The sequence below is a fragment of the Halorubrum sp. AS12 genome (genome assembly GCF_051122765.1).
Lineage (GTDB): Archaea > Halobacteriota > Halobacteria > Halobacteriales > Haloferacaceae > Halorubrum > Halorubrum trapanicum.
The window spans coordinates 1704226-1722738 of the sequence record NZ_CP185385.1; the positions used below are offsets into that span (position 1 = coordinate 1704226).

Sequence of the window (18513 nt, forward strand, 5' to 3'; positions counted from 1 at the left end):
AGGTTAAAAGTTTACCGGGCGGTAAAGAAACTGCGATCGGAGCAACCGTATTATGTACCTCAGGCGTAGAGTATCGGTATGAGCGAATCACAGGGCGGCGTCGACGAAGCCGGCGTCGACGATACCGCCGCCGACGAGGAGGGCTCCGAGACCGGCGCCGACGAGGACTCCTCCAATGGGACGGTGTCCTCCAAGGACACGAAGGAGGTGATCATGGAGGCGACGTTCCGCGCGCTGAGCAAACACGGGTACAAGGACCTCCGGATGCGCGACATCGGCGAGGAGATGGACCTCACGCGGCAGGTGATCCACTACCACTTCGACGGGAAGTACGACCTCATGTCCTCGTTCCTCGAACACATCATCGACCAGTACGAGGGGAGCGTGGTCGTCGAGGGCGACGCGGACCCGCGGACCGAGCTCCGCGCCCGCGTCGACCAGTGTCTGTTCGGTCCCGAGTTCGAGGAGTTCAGCCACTGGGACCGGATGAAGGTGTACCACGAGCTGTACACGCAGGCGCAAAACGACGGCGACCACCGCGAGGTGTTCAACGAGCACTACGAGCGGCTCCGCGGCAGCATCGTCGAGGTCGTCGAGGAGGGGATCGAGGAGGGGGTCTTCCGCGACGTCGACGCCGAACGGATGGGGCAGCTGGTGACCGACGTCATCCACGCCGCCCGCGGTCGTCGGATATCGCTCGGACACGAGGACGCGCCCGAGGAGGCCCGGAAGGCGATGGACGAGTTCATCTTCGAGTCGCTCGAACGGACCGAGTAGCGAACCAGCCATGTAGCAAACCGGCCGAGTATCGAACCGGCCGACGGCAGGCCGGGCCGAGGCGACGGCGGCACTTTTGCGACCTACGAGTCGTCGACCGCGACGAGCCGGGGATCGGTTCGATCGCGGCCCTCGCGGAGTCGGTGGGAGCCGTCGAACCGGACCCGATCGCTGGGAGAGAGGTCGCCGTCGGCCGCCTGCGCGATCAGTCGGACCTCGCCGAACCGGACCAACGCGAGGTGGTTCGGCGCGCCGACGTCGGGCGGCGTGGTCTCGACGGTCGTCGTCGCGACGACCGCCCCCGTTTCGAGTCGAACCGTCGAGTCCTCGGTCGAGGAACGGCCGCAGTCCGGGCAGCTGCGCCGGTCGTAGTACCAGCGCCGACCGCAGTCGACGCAGACGAAGGCGTGGTCGGCAGGGAGGTCGTCATCGGTCGAACCGCGCACTCGCTCGTTCGAGTCCGTCACGCGCGCAACACCGTACAGACGCTGTTGTTCCCGAAGCCGGCGACGTTGATCGCGAATCCCGTTTCCGCGCCGTCGACGCGCCGGGTTTCGGGGAGGTCGCCGCGCAGTTGCCACACGAGCTCGACGATCTGCGAGAGTCCGGTCGCACCGAGGGGGTGGCCGCGGGCCTTGAGTCCGCCGCCGGGGTTGACCGCGAGGTCGCCATCGAGCGCGGTGTCGCCGTCGAGCGTTGCCTCCCAGGCGGTTCCCGTCTCGTAGAATCCCAGCTCCTCGAGTTCGATTAGTTCGAGAACCGTGAACGCGTCGTGGATACAGGCGACGTCGACATCGTCCGGGCGGATCCCGGCGCGGTCGAAGACGCGGTTGCCCGCGGTCCGGACCGAGTCGATAGAGAGTGGGTCCGGTCGCTCGGCGACGGCGTGGGTCCCCGTCGCGCTCGCGATGCCGGCGACGCGGGGGGCACGGGAGACCTCGGAGTCCGGGTTGGCCGCGTCCGCGACGGACTCGTCGTCACCCCGATCGCCTCCCCGCGTCAGAACGACCGCGGCGGCGCCGTCGGACATCGGACAGCAGTCGTACAGCCGAAGCGGCGCGGCGACGACCGGGGAGTCGAGCGCGTCGGCCACGTCGATCGACTTGCGGAACTGCGCGACGGGGTTGTCGACCGCGTTGCCGTGGTTCTTCGCCGCGACCGCGGCGAGGGCTTCTCTGGGTGCGTCGTGACGATCGAGGTAGGTGCCCGCGGCGAGTCCGCCGAAGGAGGGGAGCGTGATCCCCTGCGCGTACTCGCGGCGGTGGACGAGTCGACTGATCGCCTCGGTGACGTCGCGCGTATCGCCTGCGGACATCTTCTCTGCGCCGACGACGAGCGCGACGTCGGTGCGATCGCTCTCCGCGCCTCCCGCGGCGCCGCCTTCGATACCTTCGACCCCGCGGTGGAAGGCGCTCGCACCGGTCGCGCTCGTATTTTCGATCCGGTCCGCAGACGCGCCGTCGAGACCGAGGGCGGCCGCGAGCGCGTTCGCGAGGCCCGCGCTCTCGTCGAGCGCCTCGGCGAGGGCGTTGCCGAAGTGGAGCGCGTCGACGTCCGCGGGGTCGACCGCGGCGTCCGCGAGGGCGCGCTCGGCGGCCGCGGCGGCGAGGTCGGTGAGCGAGCGCCCGGAGTCGCTCTCGAACGGGGTCATCCCGACGCCGGCGACGCGGACGCCGGTGGAGCCGGTCGCGCTCGGGTCCATCAGCTGTCGCCGTCCGCGTCCGCTCCGTTACCGTCGGCGTTCGTGTCGTCCGCGTCCGCTTCGTTACCGTCGGCGTTCGTGTCGTCCGCGTCGTCGCCGAACACGCCGAGTTCCGCGAGGCGGTCGATCTCCGCCTCGGAGTAGCCGCGTTCGCGGAACACCTCGCGGTTGTGTTCGCCGAGCAGCGGCGGCGGGAGTTCGAAGCCGCTCTCGGCGTTGCGGAACTTGAGCGGGTGTTCGATCACCGGCACCTCGCCGAGCTCGGGGTGTTCGATCTCGGTGACGGTGCCGCGGGCCTCGATCTGCGGACTGTCGAGCGCCTCCTCGACGCTGTACACCGGGCCGGCGGGGACGCCGGCGTCCTCGGCGATGACCTCGATCCACTCGTCGGTCGTCTTGTTCGCGAGGGTGGTCTCGATTTCGGTCTCCAGCTCGTCGAGGTGTTCCACGCGGTCGGCGTTCTGCTCGAACCGGTCGTCCTCGGGGAGATCCGGGCGGTCGAGCGCCTCGCAGAGCTCGCCCCAGAGCTTCTCGTTGAGAATACAGATGTTGATGAACCCGTCTTTCGTCTCGAACGTCTGGTACGGGGCGAGGACGGGGTCTTTCGTCCCCATGCGCTTCGTCTCCTCGCCCGCGAACACCATCCCGGCCTGCTTGGTGAGCCACGGCAGCGTGGCTTCGAGCATCCCGAGGTCGATGTACTCGCCCTCGCCGGTCAGTTCGCGCCGGTACAGCGCGGTCGTCGCACCGAAGGCGGCCCACATCGCCGTGATCAGGTCCGTCATCGGCAGGCCGACCTTCACCGGCTGCCGGTCCGCTTCCCCCGTGACGCTCATGATCCCGCTCATTCCCTGAATGAGGAGGTCGTATCCGGACCGCTCACGCCACGGGCCGGTCTGTCCGAACGCCGAGATCGCGAGGTAGATCAGGTCTTCGTTGTGTTCGGTGAGCGTCTCGTAGTCGACGTCGAGCCGCTCTGCGGTACCCGGGCGGAAGTTCTGGATAAAGATGTCCGCCTCCTCGACCAGCTCGTACAACGCCTCCTTGGCGTCGTCGTTCTTCAAGTCGAGTTCGAGGCTCTTCTTCCCGTAGCTCAGCGTCCAGTAGTACGGGGACTCGCCCTTGATGAACGGGGGACCGGAGTGACGGACCGCGTCGCCGTAGCCGGGCTGTTCGATCTCGACGACCTCCGCGCCCTGGTTCGCCAGCATCGCCGAGCAGAAGCCGCCGGTGACGAACGTCGAGAGGTCGAGGACGGTGACCCCCTCCAGGATCTTCCCGCCGTTCGAGGAGTCGCCGATTTCCCCGCTCGTGGAATCGTCGGTGTCAGAATTCTCGGTGTCAGAGCTGTCGGTGTCGGTCACCGAATCACCCCATCTGACGTGCGCATTCGTCGCATAGGTGTGAGTACAGTTTGTTTACCGGATGGTAAAACTATCGGCGTCGACCGTGATATTCCCGGGTTCGTCGAGGGGCGTCCCTTAACTACCGGTTCCGATGGACAGCGACTACAACGGGTCGACGTTGATTCGAGGTTCCTCCCCCACCCCTTCGTTTCGGGTGGAACCCGGATATATCGAGGGTGGTTGGCCATCGTCTGACGGAGATTTGTGTTGGAGCGGTAAATATCTCTGTCCCCACAGACAAAAATAATAACTTTACTACTAATATAATCTAGAGAAAATTGTCGAGGGCACTATTCGAAGGAGTGTATATTAAAACCACCGGTATGAATAGCCACCCCTACAGCCCCCCACCACCCATTCCCCGTTCCACCCGAAACAAAGGGGTGTGGGGGTCCACCGGATCGAGCCTTTCGATACGACGGGAAACAACGGTGCGGGAGATGGACGACCTGAGAGGACGACCAACGACTGACGGGACGACCAACGACTAACAACGACGGGGCGACCGACGGGACGACCGACGACACGAGGTAGTCGAGACACCGAACGCGGAAGAAGCGATAAACGCGAGGGAAACGACGAATGCGACCGTCGGAACCGCCGATAGCGACTTCTATACCGCGGGGAACTCCACGTACCGGGAAACCGGTCGAGACACGGCGTCGTTCCAGCGGAAATTCTCCCACATTTTCCACTCTTTTGTCGATCCGCACACGCCGCCGATAGGGTCGAATACCCCTCATTCGACTCGAACTCTCTCCGAGGTGACCCGTCACTCCGTGGCAGAGAGGACGGTTTCAACTCCAGAGAGGAACACTTTTGTACCGTCTCTTCATCTGGTTCGAGTGTATCAACTGGACGTGGTCGGTCCCCCAATTCGACCACTGGTCCGTATTTCCGACGGGAGACGGCGTGAGAACCGACTTATCTGGCTGTCTCCACCTGAAATGGAGGGGTTCACATGGACGAAGGCGATCACACACCGCGGGCTGACGACGGCACCGAACCGGACGACGGCGACGGCCCAGATCATAGCAACGACTCCGAGACCAGCGACGCCACGGTCGGAGACCGTGATTCCGACGGTCCAACTGAAACCGAGCTTGACCGCGGTGACGACACTGACCTCGACGCCGACTCCAACTCCGACCTTGACGCCGACGCCGACTCCGACCTCGATGTCGATGTGGAGTCGGATATCGATTCCCCGAACATCGAATCCGTCGGATCCGACACGCCGTCGTCCACCGGGGCGAACGACCGCTTCGACGCGGATCCCGATCCCGATTCCGATCCGACTCCGCAATCCGATCCCTCGTCCGACGCCGCACCCGAAACGACGGGGATCGACAACGGTGGACGCGACCGGTCTTCTCCCGACGTCGACCTCGACGAGGTCGTTCTCGACGACGACGACGAGAATCAGGGACTGTTCGACGACCTCCTCTCCGGCGAGCCGATCTTCGAGAACAAGGAGGTACTCCGACCCTCTTACACGCCGCACGAACTCCCGCACCGCAACGACCAGATCAACCGGATGGCGACGATCCTCGTCTCCGCGCTCCGCGGTGAGACCCCTTCGAACATTCTCATCTACGGGAAGACGGGGACCGGGAAGACCGCCTCGGCGAAGTTCGTCTCACAGGAACTGGAGTCCACGTCCCAGAAGTACGACGTCCCCTGCGAGGTCGAGTACATCAACTGCGAGGTGACCGACACCCAGTACCGCGTCCTCGCCCAGCTCGCGAACACGTTCATCGAGGAGAACCAGAGAGTGATCTCCGACCGTCTCGACCGCCTCGAAGGCCTCCGCGACGACGCGACGGACACCGACGGAGACCCGAGCGGTGACCCGACCCCCGCCCTCGCCGGCACCGAGTTCGACTTGGTCGAGGAACTCGACGACCGTATCGAGACGCTGGAGGAGGACGCCGACGAGATGGAGGAGGTCCCGATGACCGGCTGGCCCACCGACCGCGTCTACTCGACGTTCTTCGAGGCGGTCGACTACCACGAGCGCGTGGTCGTGATCATGCTCGACGAGATCGACAAGCTCGTCGAAAAGAGCGGCGACGACACGCTGTATAACCTCTCTCGGATGAACTCCGAGCTCGACCGCTCGCGCATCTCGATCATGGGGATCTCGAACGACCTGAAGTTCACCGACTTCCTCGACCCCCGCGTGAAATCCAGCCTCGGCGAGGAGGAGATCGTCTTCCCGCCGTACGACGCCAACCAGCTCCGGGACATCCTCCAGCACCGCGCCGACACCGCGTTCAAGCCCGACGCCCTCACCGACGACGTGATCCCGCTTTGCGCGGCGTTCGCGGCGCAGGAGCACGGCGACGCCCGCCGCGCGCTCGACCTTCTCCGGACCGCCGGCGAACTCGCCGAGCGCTCGCAGGCCGAAATCGTCGCGGAGAAGCACGTCCGGCAGGCGCAGGACAAGATCGAACTCGACCGCGTCGTCGAGGTCGTCCGGACCCTCCCCACCCAGAGCAAGATCGTCTTGTTCGCCGTGATCCTCTTGGAGAAGAACGGCGTCCACAACATCAACACCGGCGAGGTGTTCAACATCTACAAGCGGCTCTGCGAGGAGATAGACGCCGATGTCTTAACCCAGCGGCGCGTCACCGACCTGATCAGCGAACTCGACATGCTCGGCATCGTCAACGCCGTCGTCGTCTCGAAGGGCCGCTACGGGCGGACGAAGGAGATGGGACTCTCCGTGCCCGTCGAGGAGACCGAGGCGGTCCTCCTGTCGGACTCGCGGCTCGGCGACATCGAGAACGCGCAGCCGTTCGTTCAGGCGCGGTTCGACAACTAACGCCGCCCTGGCACGTTACGCCGCTGACGACCCCTCGCGAGCGTTACGTCGCTGAGACCTCTCGCGAGCGTTACGTCGCTGACGACCTCCCGACGAGTGCTACGCGGCCGGAGCGAACGAAACGAGTCCCGATTCCGCCGCCGGAAGGCCGCTTCCGACCGCCCCCGTTATCGCCTCGTTCAGCTCCACCTGCCCAGTCGCGATCAGGCGGATGTACCCTAGATACGGGACCCGGAGGCGGGCCACCCCGTCGACCCACTCGGCTTTGACCGGCGGCGAGAGACCGCTGGCCTGGTCGTAGGCCCCGTTGTTGTCCCCGAGCGTGACGTACCCGTCGTGGGGTGCCGGACAGTTGGCGAGGGATTCGCAGTCGACGGCGTTGTGATACTCCTCGTCGGCGCGGTCGTACCAGTTCTCTCCTTCGGTAACGTGGAACATGGCCCGGTGGATGATCGGCGACCCGGTCCGCCCCGGCGGCGTGTATATCATGACGGAGCCGTAGGATCCGAACGTCCGGTAGTCGACCGTCTCCCCGGCCTCGTGGGTCACGACGCCGACGCCGTTTTCGGCAGCGTCCGGCGCGAGCCGTCCGGGTTCGGTGACGAACACCAGATCGCCGACCTGCATGTTCGGCTCCATGCTACCCGACTCGACGGCCACCATCGGCGGCCAGACGCCGCTGACGCCGAACAGCAGCAGCCCGACCAGCAGGACGACGCCGACGCTCGAGAGCATCTCCCGGAGCCACATCAACGCGCCGTCGCGGTCGTGACGGAACCGGTACAGCAGCGACTCGTCGGCACCGTTCTCCGGCGCTTCGGAACCCCGAGATCGCCTCTTGGGAACGGTCTCTCCCCCGATGTCCGAGGAAACGTCGTCGACGTCGGAGGGTCTGTCGTCAGGTTCTACCTCCTCCGCGTCGGATCCGGACTCCGCCGCGGGGTCCGGTTCGTCTCGCTCCTCGGTCGGGTCATCCGGCTCGCCGACCGGCCCGGTCTCGGCCGCGGGGTCGACCTCGCGGTCACCGTCGGGAACCCCGTCGTCAGGTTCGTCTGGCGTCTCGCTGTTCGATTCGTCTGGCGTCTCGCTGTTCGATTCCTCGCGACTCTTCTCGGACCCGCCTTCCGTCCGCTCGTCTCGATCGGCCGACTCGTTCGCGTCCGTCGGCCGATCCCCTTCGTCCATTACGACGCCATTGGCGGGTTTCGTTCATAAGCTTCCGGGTGCGGACGCCGACCTCGATTCCGGATCACGACCGGCGACCCAGTCCGACGCCTCCGGAACGGTTTTGGCTGCGACCCCCGTTTCGAGTAGCGTGCCGCTGGAGTCGAACGCCCGCATCGCGAAAGCCCTCGCCGAGCGCGGCTACAACGCCGAGCGCGAGGCGATCACCCTGCTCGCGGGCGCGACCGACCCGGCCGCCGCCGTCGCGGCCGCGGTCGACCACGCCCCGGACGAGGCCCTCCGGATCACCGCCGACCACGTCCGCGAGGCCACCGTTGACACCGAGAGATCCGCGGCTTCACCCACGGAAACCGGACAATCTCCAGTCGAAACGAAGGGGTCTACGGGTCACGGAGTCGGAGGGACCGAGACGGCGTCCGCGGCCGCGACGGCGGACGGCGAAACCGCTGCGGCCGCCGAATCCCCCGATCCCACGGCTCCCGACGCCTCCGCGACTGCCGACCCCGAAACTACTGACTCTCTCGCCGCCAATCCCGAACGCTCCCGCGACTCCGAACGCTCTCGCGGCTCCGAACCCTCCCGCGATCCCGACCTGCGCGACCTGGAAGTCGGCAACGACATGACCGGGCACAGCACGGGAACCGGCGAGTACTCTGACTTCGTCACGACGTTCCGCGACCGCTACGAGCGGCTCTCGAAGATCCTCCGCGGCCGCGTCAACCACCGGCCCGCCGAGGCGATCGCGAACATGCCCGGCGGCAGCGACGCCGCGATGATCGGGCTGGTCAACGACGTGCGCTCCACCAAATCCGGCCACTGGCTCGTCGAGCTGGAGGACACCACCGGAACGTTCCCCGCCCTCGTGATGAAGGACAAGGGCCTCGCCGACGTCGTCGACGAGATCCTGCTGGACGAGTGCGTCGCGGTCGAGGGGACGCTCGCCGACGACGCCGGCATCCTCTTCGCCGACTCCCTTCACTTCCCGGACGTCCCCCGAACCCACCGCCCCGGCGGGGCGGACCGCCACGTCCAGGCCGCGCTGATCTCCGACGTCCACGTCGGTAGCGACGAGTTCATGGCCGACGCGTGGCACAGCTTCACCGACTGGCTCCACACGCCAGAGGCCGACCCGGTCGAGTACCTGCTGCTCGCGGGCGACATGGTCGAGGGCGTCGGCGTCTACCCCGACCAGGACGAGGAGCTGGAAATCGTCGACATCTACGAGCAGTACGAGGCCTTCGCGGAACTCCTCAAGGAGGTGCCCGCGGACACGGAGATCGTGATGATCCCGGGCAACCACGACGCGGTCCGGCTCGCTGAGCCGCAGCCCGGGTTCAACGACGAGATCCGGTCGATTATGGATGTCCACGACGCACAGATCGTCTCGAACCCCGCCACCGTCTCGGTCGAGGGCGTCGAGGTACTGATGTACCACGGCGTCTCGCTCGACGAGGTGATCGCGGAGCTGCCCGAGGAGAAGGCGAGCTACGACGAGCCGCACAAGGCGATGTACCAGCTCCTCAAGAAGCGCCACGTCGCGCCGCAGTTCGGTGGCCACACCCGCGTCGCGCCGGAGGAGCGCGATTACCTCGTCATGGAGGACGTGCCCGACGTGTTCCACACCGGCCACGTCCACAAGCTCGGCTGGGGGAAGTACCACAACGTGCTCGCGGTCAACTCCGGCTGCTGGCAGGCCCAGACCGACTTCCAGAAGTCCGTCAACATCGACCCCGACGCCGGCTACGCGCCCATCCTCGATCTGGACACCCTCGAAATGACGGTTCGGAAATTCTCGTAGCCGGACCGCCGAGACGACCGCTGAGCCGCCCGCACGCGTTAGCGGTCGATCTCGACCCGTCCGCTCGTCGCGTCGTTGAGCCGCTCGCGAAGCGCGTCGACCTCCGCGACCGGAACCCGGAGGTCGAACCGGACCCGCTCGCCGTAGTCGGCGTCGAACTCGACGCCTGTCGACTCGATCACGCCCCGGACCGTCCCCGAGTCGTCGTATTTGGTCTCGACGACGAGGGTGCGGTGCGGGCGCTCCTCGATCACGCCGGCCTCGTCGACTACCTCCTTCACCGCGCGCGAGTAGGCGCGCGCGAGTCCGCCGACCCCGAGGTTCGTCCCGCCGTAGTACCGTGTCACGACCGCGACGACGTTCCGGATCTCGCGCTGCTGGAGGACGTTCAGCGCCGGCTTCCCCGCCGAGCCGGTCGGCTCGCCGTCGTCCGACGAGTACTCCCTGAGCATCGGCTCCGACCCCGGCGCGCGCTCCGACGGCTCGCCCGCGGGGACCCGGTACGCGGGCACGTTGTGGGTCGCGTCGGCGTACTCGCCCCGAACCGCCTCGACGAACGACTCCGCCGCCTCGACCGTGTCGACGGGCGCGACGTGCCCGAGGAACTCCAATCCCTGGACCTCGAACCGCACGGTCGCGCGCTCGGCGACCGTCCGGTACGCGTCGGTCACGGCGCCTCCTCCTCCTCCTCGTTCCGTCTCTCCTCTTTCCCTCTCTCCGCGTTCCCTACTCCTTCCTCCGCCGTTTCTCCCTCCCGCCGACGCGCGACGACGCTCGTCGGCGGCGCAAGCCGGTACAGCGCGAGGTAGGCGCCGACCCCGACGACCTCGACGATCGCCGCGGCGACCGCCAGCGGCTCCGCCGCGAGCGCCGCGAGTGCTCCGGTCCCGTGCCACGCGAGGAACCCGCCGAGGAACGTCCCGAGCGTGCCCGCGCCGAGCGCGTACAGCCGGCGGTACTCGCCCGCGCGTAGCGTCGCGACGGCGACCGCAACCGCGAGCGCGCTCCCCGCGATGAAGAAGTAGGGGCGCGCGTCCGGCGGCGATCCGAGCCGCGGCCACGCCCACAGCAGGTGGACCGCCGCGGCGACGACCGCGGTCTGGACCGCGATCCCGCGGAGGATCCGCTTCCTCGGCGTGTTCCGTCCCTCTGACGCCTCCCTCGCGGACTCACCCGTCATTCCTGTGACCCCTCGTTCCCGCGCCGCAACATCTTATTCCCACGGGTGGTTACCGCGCGCGTCGGGCCACAGCGGGTACCAGTAGGACTCGTCGTCCTCCAGGCCCAGCTCGCCGTCGAGGACCGACTGGAGCTTGAACTCGACCTGCTGGTTCCGGTCGCTCGTCCCCTTCGGGGAGAACGGGTAGTACGCCCCGCGCCGGAACGAGTAGATCCAGTAGGCGTCCGTGCCGTCGCGCTCGAAGCCGAAGACGGCCGCGAGCAGCCGCGACCCGAACCCCTCCTCGATGAACTGGTCGGCCGCGAAGTGGACGCTCGTCACCAGATCCTCGGGGTCGTCGTCTTCGAGGACGAACCACTGGTAGCCGTGGTCGTCCTCGTGGCGGTGGAACCCCGTCCCGGTGTCGATCTCGCCGGCCTCTAGAATCGCCTCGACGGTCTCGACCGCGTCGTCGAAGCGGGTGCTGTCCACGCCCGAGAAACACAGCGCGGCCTCGCCGCAGTGGTCGTAGCCGAGGTCCGCCTCCATCGTCATGTACGCGGTCGACATCCCGAAGAGGTCCTCGGGATCCGCCTCGCGGGTCGCGTCGGTCTCGGCGCTGGTTCCGAGTACGGCCCGGATCGTGTCAAAGATGCCCATCTGGGCGGGGCTACGGGCGGCGGGGTTTAGGGCGTTTCTCTCGACGGGTCCGCGTTGCCGCCGCGTCTCTCCGGACCGCCGCGTCGCCGCCGGCGAGTCACTCCTCGTCGTCGACGTGGTCGAGGTACGTCAACACGCCGCGCGTGTTCAGGCTCGTGTTCGCGCGCGCCCGCTCCGGGTTCCAGTAGTCGATGTCGCGGCTCGCCGCCTCGAAGTGGTCGACGACCGCCTCGTCGTCGTCGAGTTCGGCGCGCTTCTCTCGGACCCGCTCGACCCACTCGACGAACGCGCGCTTCGCCTCGCCGATCAGGTCCGCGTCGCAGTCCCGCGGCCCGAAGTGGCCGAAACAGAATCGTGTCCGGGTCGAGCTCCTCGATCAGCCGGATGTCGTCGAGACACTGCTCGAAGTCGAACTGCGGCGGCGGCGAGGTCGGGGTCATCGCGTCGATCTCGGGGACGTAGATCCCCGCGGCGTCGGCTGAGAACACGACTCCCGCGTCGGGATCGTGGTAGACGGCATGGTGAGGGGCGTGGCCGGGCGCCTCGTGGACGACCAGCTCGCGGTCGCCGAGGTCGATTCGGTCCCCCTCGCTCACCCCCTCGATCCGGTCCTCGGGCACCGGCTTCGGCTCCGCGTAGTACTCCCACTGCTCTTCGACCGCCGACTTGGTGCCGGCGACGAGCGCGCCGGGGTCGACGAGGTGGCGGACTCCCTTCTCGGGGACCCGGACCGACGCGTTCGGGTAGCGCTCCGCAAGGTACCCCGCCCCCCCGGCGTGGTCGAGGTGGGCGTGGGTCGGGAGGATCCACGCGAGCTCCTCGCGGCCGATTCCGATCGCCTCGATGGTCTCGAAGAGGGCCTCCCGGTTCGCCCCCGTCCCGGTGTCGATCACGATTGGTCGCTCGGCGTCGTACACGTAGACCGCGCCGTACTCGTCGGTGTCGAACATGCCGGTGTCGTGGACGTACAGGTCGTCGACGCCGCGAACCGGTTCGAACTCGCCTGCGCGCATACCGGAGGAGGAACCCGGGGGCACTTCTAGCGATCGGTCCGCGAAGCGATCCGGGGGGCGCTCGCGACGACCGCGGCTCCGGACGAGCTCTGTCCGTCCGGGCCGGGGCTTATGGTCGCGCCGCCCGAGAGAACGGTATGCGAGTGCTCGTCACCGGCGCGACCGGGTTCGTCGGGAGCCGACTCGTCCCGACGCTCCTCGCGCGCGGCCACGACGTGGTCGCGCTCGTCCGCGACGCCGACGGCTACGCGCCGCCCGACGGCGTCACCGTCGTCGAGGGCGACCTCCTGGAACCGGAGACGCTCCCGCCCGCGTACGAGATCGACGGAGAGCCGGTCGACGCAGCGTACTACCTCGTCCACTCGATGGACGGCGGCCCGGGGTACGAGGAGCGCGACCGAAACTGCGCGAGAAACTTCGCCGAGGCCGCGTCGGAGGCGGGTATCGGCCGGATCGTCTACCTCGGCGGACTCGGCGAGGACCGCGACGAGCTCTCCGAACACCTCCGGTCGCGACGCGAGGTGGAACGGATCCTCGGGGAGGGAACCCCGGCGCTCACGACGCTCCGGGCCGCGATCATCATCGGCGCCGGCAGCGCCAGCTTCGAGGTGATCGCCGGGCTGGCGCGGCGGCTCCCGGTGATGGTCACCCCGAAGTGGGTCGACACGCTGTGCCAGCCGATCGCGATAGCCGACGTGGTCGCGTACCTCGCGGGCGTCCTCGACACACCCGAGACCGCGGGCGAGACCTTCGAGATCGGCGGCCCGGAGGTGTTGACCTACGCCGAGATCCTCCGCCGGACCCGGCGACAGCTCGGCGGTGGCCTCCGGATCGTCAGGGTGCCAGTGTTGAGCCCGGAGCTGTCCGCTCGGTGGCTTCGACTCGTCACCGACGTGAACCCCTACCTCGCCCGGTCGCTGGTCGAGGGGCTCCGGAACACCGTGATCGTCGAGGACGACCGGATTCGGGAGCTCGTGTCCGTCGACCGCACTCCGTTCGAACTCGCGGTCGCGCGGGCGCTGACCGAGTCGCGCGACGCCGAGGAGTCACGTCTGAGCGCGCTGCCCGGGGTCTCGCCGTGAGCCGCGAGTACGGCGAGACGTGGGTGTACGAGAGCCTCGTCGGCGGGATCCCCGGACTCGATATCTCCCGCACCTTGGCGGTCGCGCTCCAGTTCGCGATCTTCGAGGTCGGCGTGGTGGCGCTCGGCTGGTACTACGGGACCTGGGACGCCGTGGCGGCCGGGACGGTCGCGGTCGTCGTCGCGGCGGTCGGCAGCGTCGAGATGCGACCGGCTCGGAGCCAAAAACCGGCTGCTCGGGACGCCGGCGGAGCACAAGCGGCTGCTGTTCGGGTCGAGCATCGAGATCGTGTTGGGTGTGCTGGCGTTCATCGCGCTGGTGACGTACCTGTTCGCGTGGGACGGGGCCGCGGGACCGACGCTCATCGACCGGCTGTTCGGGCCGGAGCCGCCGCTTCCCGTCGTCTACCTCACCCTGCTCGTCCTCTGGGACCTGACGTACCGCATCGGCACCTCGTGGTGGAGCGCCGTCGTCGCGCTGTGGCGCGCGGTCCACGTCGACCTCCCGCCCGACGAGCGGGCGACGGTCAGGCGGCTCGACGCCGAGAACATCGGCTTCTCGGCGGTCCAGCTCGCGCTCGTGCCGTTCCTGCTCACCGAACCCGTGCTGCTCGGTGCGGTGGTCGGCCACGTTCTTGCGGTCGCGGTCGTCTGTACGGCGGCGATATGGCTCACCTAAGCGGGTCACTCGCGAGAAGCGTCGCTATCGGCGTTTGAGAACGGAGTCAGAAGGCGCGGCGTCGCCGCGGCCGCGTCACTTGCCCTGAACCTCTTCGAACTTGTCGAGGAGTGCCTCCGTGGAGTCGCCCGAGTCGTAGGTCAGGGAACCGGAGTACTCGGGCCGCTCCGCGTCGAAGTCGGCGTCGACTTCGCTGGTCTTCTTCTCGCGACGCTCGTGTTCGGCCTCGTCATAGGCACCCATTGACATGGTACACCCACACTTGGCCGTTTCCTGTTATATACCTGTCGGCAAATGTATCATAAACCGTGAACGATCCCCCTCCGTTCACCGGATCGATTAACCTCGCGGCGTGACACCGTACGCCCGTGGCACAACCGCTCCGTTTCAGGCGCTCGCCCGGCCGGTGGAGTCCGGACCGCGTCCGGTCGCAGATCGGCCGACCGCTCGACGAGAACCTCGGAGCGGCCGCCGGCGCCCCGTGGTTCGCTCCCCCGCCGGACTACGAGGCGCGCCGGTTCGACATGGACGACGGATCGTTCGCGCTGTTCTGCTGGACCGACGACGACGCCAATCCGCCGCCCGGCGCCGACGGCGGGCCGGTCGGGTACTGGCTCGGGAACACGGAGACGCCGAGCGAGCTGTGGCGGACGGAGAAGTATGGGTTCGACGAGGCGCCGTACCCGGTCTCTCGGTGGGCGCAGCGGGAGCTGCTCGCCGGACTCCACGACGACGAGCCGTGGCTGGCCGACTACCCGCACGTCTCGTGGTACTTCCTCCCCGTGTTCTGCTCGAAGGACGGCGCGGCGACGAGCCGGGCGTTCTTCCGCGACCACGCCGCCGGGTTCCCGGACGCGACCCGCGAGGCGGGGACCGGATTCGTCGAGGAGACGCTCCGGCCGGGAACGCTCGACGACTACCGCGAGACGATGGCCGGGAAGCTCGGCACCTCCGCCTCGACGGATCTCGTCCGGATGAGTGCGGCCATCGCCGAGTTCACCGCGGCCCGGATCCTCACGGAGGCGGGGTACGATATCACCCCCGAAATCGAGGTGACGACCGGTCACTCCCTCGACTTCCGCGCGACGGACCCCGAGACGGGCGCCGGCCAGCTCGTCGAGGTGACGCGCCCGCAGCCGACCTCGGGGCGCTCGGCGAACGACCCCGTCGCGGCCGTCCGCGACACCGCCGAGACGAAGACGAGTGGACAGCTCGCGGCCCACGCCGGCGGCGTCACCCTGTTCGTCGACTGCTCGTCGTTCCCCGCCGACGAGTGGGCCGCCGTGCGCGAGGCCGAGCCCGCGGTCCGTCACAAGCCCGCCGTCGTGTACCGCGCCGAGCCGGACGGCTCGGTCGAGGGGTATCAAAAGGGGTCGGTTCCGCTCGACCTCTCCGGGGTCGTCGATCCGGTGTCGTAGCCTCGCGGTTCTCTGTCGCGCGGCCGTCCCCCGCGGATCGGCGGCGCTCCGCGGTCGGGCTTCGAAAGAAAGGTGTACGGAGTCCGCGCGGTTCGCCGCGTCAGAACGAGACCGGCGAGGGTCCGTCCTCCGCGTCGGTGGTCGGGTCGCGGTCGGAATAGAACCGCCGACCGACGCCGCGGTGACAGACGCCGGCCCGGAGCGTGGTGAACACGTCCTCCGCGTCCTCGAACGTCTGGTCGCCGAACCGCTCTAAGACGTCGCCGAGCCGCTCGGACCCGTTCGCGAGCTCTACGGTCGCGTTGCCGTGAGCCGCGATGATCTCCTCAGAGGTGGTCGGGTACTGGTGCCGTTCGAGTCGGTCGTCGACGCCGTTCAAGCGCATCAACGAGTGGAAATCGCCGATGGTTCTTAATGATTGTCCATGTACGACCTTAGTCGGAGAGAATACCTTATACTGCCTTATATTAAACCGAGCGGCTCGCTCCGAACCGCCGCCGCTTAGTGTCGGGCACGCCTGTTCACGTCTATGTCCGCGGATTCCGCCCCTCCCGACGGTCCCGTCGTCGCCGACCTCCACGCGCACACGACCGTTTCGGACGGCACGCTGACCCTCGAGGAGGTGCCGGCCGCGGCGCACGAGGCCGACGTCGACTGGGTCGCGGTCACCGACCACGACCGGATCCATCCGGGTCTCGACGCGCCGGTCGTCGAGCGCGACGGCGTCCGGATCGTCCGGGGGATCGAACTCCGCGTCGACGCCGGCTTCGAGCGCCTCGACCTCCTCGGTTACGGCGTCGAACACACCGACGCGCTCGCCGCGGAGATCGACCGCCTCCAGCGCGACCGCCGAGAGCGCGGCGCCGCCATCCTCGACGCGGTCGAGGAGCGGCTCGGCGTCGACCTCGACGTCGAACCTCGGGCCGGGCTGGGGCGACCACACATCGCCCGGGCCATCGACGAGTCCGACGCGCCGTACGACTACGCGAGGGCGTTCGACGAGCTGATCGGGAACGATGGCCCGTGTTACGTCGCGCGCGAGGTGACGCCGCTCGACGAGGGTCTCGATCTGCTCGCGGACGCCTGCGCGCTCGTCGGACTCGCCCACCCGTTCCGGTACGAGCGCGTCGACGAGGCACTCGCCGTCGCCCGCGAGTCGCCCGCCATCGACGTGGTCGAGCGCTTCTACCCGTACGGTCGCGCCGTCGACGACGCGCGGATCGACCGCGTCGCCGCCGAGAGCGACCTGCTCAGGACGGGCGGGACGGACGCGCACGAGCGGACGCTCGGCGAGGCGGGGCTGACGCGGTCGGCGTTCGAACCCGTCCGCGAGCGACTTCCCGAGCCGGTCTCGGTCAAGGAGTTCGCGGCCGAGGACGCTCCCGCCGCGGCGCCCGACGAACAGCGTTAAGCCCGCGCCGGCCGGAGTGGCGCGCATGCGGTGTCACTACTGCGACCGGGAGGCCACGTACGAGGCGGAGCAGCGCGGCGTGGTCGTCGGGCTCTGCGAGACCCACTTCAAACAGCGGGTCGAGGAGCTCGCGGAGTCGGACGAGCTCGCGGAGCTTCGCGACCGGATCGACATCGAGTCGTCGGAGTAGCGCGGCGGTTGGCTCCTTTCCGCCGAGCGACCTCCGGGCCGGGCCGAGTTGCCCGCGACCGAGACGAACGCTAAAAGTCCGCCCGGGACCAACCGGTTCTGCATGGACCTCACCGACCGGCCGCGCCGACTCCGGACCGACGGCGTTCGCCCGCTCGTCGCCGAGACCGACCTCTCGGCGTCCGACCTGGTCGCGCCCGTCTTCGTCGACGCGACGACCGACGAACGCGTGCCCATCGAGACGATGCCCGGCCACGAGCGCGTCCCGGTCGACGAGGCGGTCGACCGCGTCGCGGAGATCAGCGAGACCGGCGTCGAGTCCGTGATCCTCTTCGGCGTCCCCGAGTCCAAGGACGCGTCCGGGAGCCGCGCGTACGCCGACGACGGCGTCGTTCAGCGCGCGATCCGGCGGATCGACGCGGAGACGGACGTAACGGTGATCGGCGACGTCTGCCTCTGCGAGTACACCGACCACGGCCACTGCGGCGTGATCGAGGAGACCGCCGAGTCGGACCCGACGCTCACCGTCAAGAACGACGAGACGCTCGACCTGCTCGCGCGCACCGCGGTCTCGCAGGCCGACGCGGGCGCCGACGTGGTCGCGCCCTCGGCGATGACCGACGGACAGGTGAAGGCGATCCGCGAGGCGCTCGACGACGCGGGCCACGAGGACGTGGCCATCCTGAGCTACGCCGCGAAGTACGAGTCCGCCTTCTACGGGCCGTTCCGCGACGCGGCTGACGGCGCGCCCGCGTTCGGCGACCGCCGGCACTACCAGATGGACCCCGCGAACCGCCGCGAGGCGCTCCGGGAGGCGCGGCTCGACGCCGAGCAGGGCGCGGACGTGTTGATGGTGAAACCCGGGCTGCCGTACCTCGACATCGTCGGCGACCTGCGCCGGGAGTTCGACCGCCCCATCGCCGCGTACAACGTCTCGGGCGAGTACGCGATGCTCCACGCCGCCGCGGAGAAGGGGTGGCTCGACCTGGAAGCGACCGCCCTCGAATCGCTCACCGCGCTCAAGCGCGCGGGCGCGGACCTGATTGTCACCTACTTCGCCGAGGACGTGGCCGAACACTTATAAATAGAACCGAGCGGGAGTCGACGGGCTCGTTTACTTATCCACTGTGGCGCGTGCCGACGAGGCTGGGGAGGCGTGAGGTGCGGTCGCGGTGCGGTTCGGGGCGGGAATCGGGTCGTCCTCACGG

At 68.2% G+C, this 18513-nt stretch carries 17 protein-coding genes and 2 pseudogenes; 9 read left to right on the forward strand and 10 right to left on the reverse strand.

Going from position 1 to position 18513, the window contains the following annotated elements; genetic code table 11:
• Positions 1 to 78: 78 nt before the first annotated feature.
• Entirely contained in the window at positions 79 to 777 is a 699-nt protein-coding gene (locus ACODNG_RS08580) for a TetR/AcrR family transcriptional regulator (RefSeq protein ID WP_434520969.1), read from the forward strand.
• Positions 778 to 860: 83 nt separating this feature from the next.
• Here the strand turns inward: ACODNG_RS08580 and ACODNG_RS08585 are convergent, their stop codons facing one another.
• Genes ACODNG_RS08585 through ACODNG_RS08595 form a run of 3 tightly spaced genes read right to left on the reverse strand, consistent with a single transcriptional unit; the run spans position 861 to position 3843 of the window.
• The gene (locus tag ACODNG_RS08585; protein ID WP_434520970.1) at positions 861 to 1244 is read right to left on the reverse strand and encodes a hypothetical protein; all 384 of its coding nucleotides are present in this window, start codon (positions 1242 to 1244) and stop codon (positions 861 to 863) included.
• On the reverse strand, positions 1241 to 2479 hold the full coding sequence (locus ACODNG_RS08590; RefSeq protein WP_434520971.1) for a thiolase C-terminal domain-containing protein: 1239 nt from the start codon (positions 2477 to 2479) through the stop codon (positions 1241 to 1243). Before ACODNG_RS08590 ends, ACODNG_RS08585 begins: the two co-directional genes overlap by 4 nt.
• A complete protein-coding gene (locus ACODNG_RS08595) occupies positions 2479 to 3843 on the reverse strand; it encodes a CaiB/BaiF CoA transferase family protein (RefSeq protein ID WP_434520972.1) in 1365 nt (454 codons plus the stop codon). Before ACODNG_RS08595 ends, ACODNG_RS08590 begins: the two co-directional genes overlap by 1 nt.
• Positions 3844 to 4846: 1003 nt before the next feature.
• On the opposite strand from ACODNG_RS08595, the gene ACODNG_RS08600 reads away from it, so the two are divergent.
• Positions 4847 to 6712, forward strand: coding sequence for an AAA family ATPase (locus tag ACODNG_RS08600; RefSeq protein ID WP_434520973.1), 1866 nt, complete (start codon positions 4847 to 4849; stop codon positions 6710 to 6712).
• 99 nt (positions 6713 to 6811) lie between these two features.
• Here ACODNG_RS08600 and ACODNG_RS08605 read toward each other — a convergent pair whose 3' ends face one another.
• Positions 6812 to 7897: a S26 family signal peptidase gene (locus tag ACODNG_RS08605; RefSeq protein WP_434520974.1), complete on the reverse strand. Its 1086-nt coding sequence runs from the start codon at positions 7895 to 7897 to the stop codon at positions 6812 to 6814.
• Positions 7898 to 8027: 130 nt separating this feature from the next.
• On the opposite strand from ACODNG_RS08605, the gene ACODNG_RS08610 reads away from it, so the two are divergent.
• The gene (locus ACODNG_RS08610) at positions 8028 to 9695 is read left to right on the forward strand and encodes a DNA-directed DNA polymerase II small subunit (RefSeq protein WP_434520975.1); all 1668 of its coding nucleotides are present in this window, start codon (positions 8028 to 8030) and stop codon (positions 9693 to 9695) included.
• 38 nt (positions 9696 to 9733) lie between these two features.
• On the opposite strand, the gene ACODNG_RS08615 is transcribed toward ACODNG_RS08610, so the two are convergent.
• The 4 genes and pseudogenes from ACODNG_RS08615 to ACODNG_RS08630 form a co-directional block, all read right to left on the reverse strand.
• Positions 9734 to 10366: an IMPACT family protein gene (locus tag ACODNG_RS08615; protein WP_434520976.1), complete on the reverse strand. Its 633-nt coding sequence runs from the start codon at positions 10364 to 10366 to the stop codon at positions 9734 to 9736.
• Entirely contained in the window at positions 10363 to 10875 is a 513-nt protein-coding gene (locus tag ACODNG_RS08620; RefSeq protein WP_434520977.1) for a hypothetical protein, read from the reverse strand. The genes ACODNG_RS08615 and ACODNG_RS08620 overlap by 4 nt, the downstream gene beginning before the upstream one ends.
• Before the next feature lie 33 nt (positions 10876 to 10908).
• Positions 10909 to 11514, reverse strand: coding sequence for a PspA-associated protein PspAB (gene pspAB / locus ACODNG_RS08625; RefSeq protein WP_434520978.1), 606 nt, complete (start codon positions 11512 to 11514; stop codon positions 10909 to 10911).
• Positions 11515 to 11611: 97 nt separating this feature from the next.
• A pseudogene (locus ACODNG_RS08630) lies at positions 11612 to 12527 on the reverse strand (MBL fold metallo-hydrolase).
• Between the two features lie 137 nt (positions 12528 to 12664).
• On the opposite strand from ACODNG_RS08630, the gene ACODNG_RS08635 reads away from it, so the two are divergent.
• Positions 12665 to 13609, forward strand: coding sequence for an NAD(P)H-binding protein (locus ACODNG_RS08635; RefSeq protein WP_434520979.1), 945 nt, complete (start codon positions 12665 to 12667; stop codon positions 13607 to 13609).
• Positions 13606 to 14287, forward strand: a pseudogene (locus ACODNG_RS08640) (DUF7530 family protein). Before ACODNG_RS08635 ends, ACODNG_RS08640 begins: the two are co-directional and overlap by 4 nt.
• A 75-nt stretch (positions 14288 to 14362) precedes the next feature.
• Here ACODNG_RS08640 and ACODNG_RS08645 read toward each other — a convergent pair.
• Positions 14363 to 14530 carry a DUF5786 family protein gene (locus tag ACODNG_RS08645; RefSeq protein WP_434523082.1) on the reverse strand — a complete coding sequence of 56 codons (168 nt, stop codon included), beginning with the start codon at positions 14528 to 14530 and terminating at the stop codon, positions 14363 to 14365.
• A gap of 125 nt (positions 14531 to 14655) precedes the next feature.
• Here ACODNG_RS08645 and ACODNG_RS08650 point away from each other — a divergent pair, with 125 nt between their 5' ends.
• The gene (locus ACODNG_RS08650; RefSeq protein ID WP_434520980.1) at positions 14656 to 15705 is read left to right on the forward strand and encodes a DUF5784 family protein; all 1050 of its coding nucleotides are present in this window, start codon (positions 14656 to 14658) and stop codon (positions 15703 to 15705) included.
• 100 nt (positions 15706 to 15805) lie between these two features.
• Here the strand turns inward: ACODNG_RS08650 and ACODNG_RS08655 are convergent, their stop codons facing one another.
• Positions 15806 to 16090, reverse strand: coding sequence for a DUF5789 family protein (locus ACODNG_RS08655; protein ID WP_008585525.1), 285 nt, complete (start codon positions 16088 to 16090; stop codon positions 15806 to 15808).
• Positions 16091 to 16234: 144 nt separating this feature from the next.
• Between ACODNG_RS08655 and ACODNG_RS08660 the strand changes: the two genes are divergently transcribed.
• The 3 genes from ACODNG_RS08660 to hemB all read left to right on the forward strand — a co-directional run bounded on the left by ACODNG_RS08660 (position 16235) and on the right by hemB (position 18389).
• On the forward strand, positions 16235 to 17116 hold the full coding sequence (locus ACODNG_RS08660; protein WP_434520981.1) for a PHP domain-containing protein: 882 nt from the start codon (positions 16235 to 16237) through the stop codon (positions 17114 to 17116).
• Between the two features lie 25 nt (positions 17117 to 17141).
• Positions 17142 to 17306: a DUF6757 family protein gene (locus ACODNG_RS08665; RefSeq protein WP_210113781.1), complete on the forward strand. Its 165-nt coding sequence runs from the start codon at positions 17142 to 17144 to the stop codon at positions 17304 to 17306.
• A 102-nt stretch (positions 17307 to 17408) separates the two neighbouring features.
• Positions 17409 to 18389 (forward strand): porphobilinogen synthase, encoded by a 981-nt coding sequence (gene hemB, locus ACODNG_RS08670; RefSeq protein ID WP_434520982.1) that lies wholly within the window; start codon positions 17409 to 17411, stop codon positions 18387 to 18389.
• The last annotated feature ends 124 nt before the right edge of the window (positions 18390 to 18513 follow it).

Bases quoted from the DNA above. Each gene is read 5' to 3' on its own strand.
- ACODNG_RS08655 (WP_008585525.1), bottom strand. From the start codon at position 16,090: ATGCGCTTGAACGGCGTCGACGACCGACTCGAACGGCACCAGTACCCG.
- ACODNG_RS08580 (WP_434520969.1), top strand. From the start codon at position 79: ATGAGCGAATCACAGGGCGGCGTCGACGAAGCCGGCGTCGACGATACC.
- ACODNG_RS08620 (WP_434520977.1), bottom strand. From the start codon at position 10,875: ATGACGGGTGAGTCCGCGAGGGAGGCGTCAGAGGGACGGAACACGCCG.
- ACODNG_RS08635 (WP_434520979.1), top strand. From the start codon at position 12,665: ATGCGAGTGCTCGTCACCGGCGCGACCGGGTTCGTCGGGAGCCGACTC.
- ACODNG_RS08590 (WP_434520971.1), bottom strand. From the start codon at position 2,479: ATGGACCCGAGCGCGACCGGCTCCACCGGCGTCCGCGTCGCCGGCGTC.
- ACODNG_RS08660 (WP_434520981.1), top strand. From the start codon at position 16,235: ATGTCCGCGGATTCCGCCCCTCCCGACGGTCCCGTCGTCGCCGACCTC.
- ACODNG_RS08645 (WP_434523082.1), bottom strand. From the start codon at position 14,530: ATGGGTGCCTATGACGAGGCCGAACACGAGCGTCGCGAGAAGAAGACC.
- ACODNG_RS08665 (WP_210113781.1), top strand. From the start codon at position 17,142: ATGCGGTGTCACTACTGCGACCGGGAGGCCACGTACGAGGCGGAGCAG.
- ACODNG_RS08600 (WP_434520973.1), top strand. From the start codon at position 4,847: ATGGACGAAGGCGATCACACACCGCGGGCTGACGACGGCACCGAACCG.
- ACODNG_RS08605 (WP_434520974.1), bottom strand. From the start codon at position 7,897: ATGGACGAAGGGGATCGGCCGACGGACGCGAACGAGTCGGCCGATCGA.
- hemB (WP_434520982.1), top strand. From the start codon at position 17,409: ATGGACCTCACCGACCGGCCGCGCCGACTCCGGACCGACGGCGTTCGC.
- pspAB (WP_434520978.1), bottom strand. From the start codon at position 11,514: ATGGGCATCTTTGACACGATCCGGGCCGTACTCGGAACCAGCGCCGAG.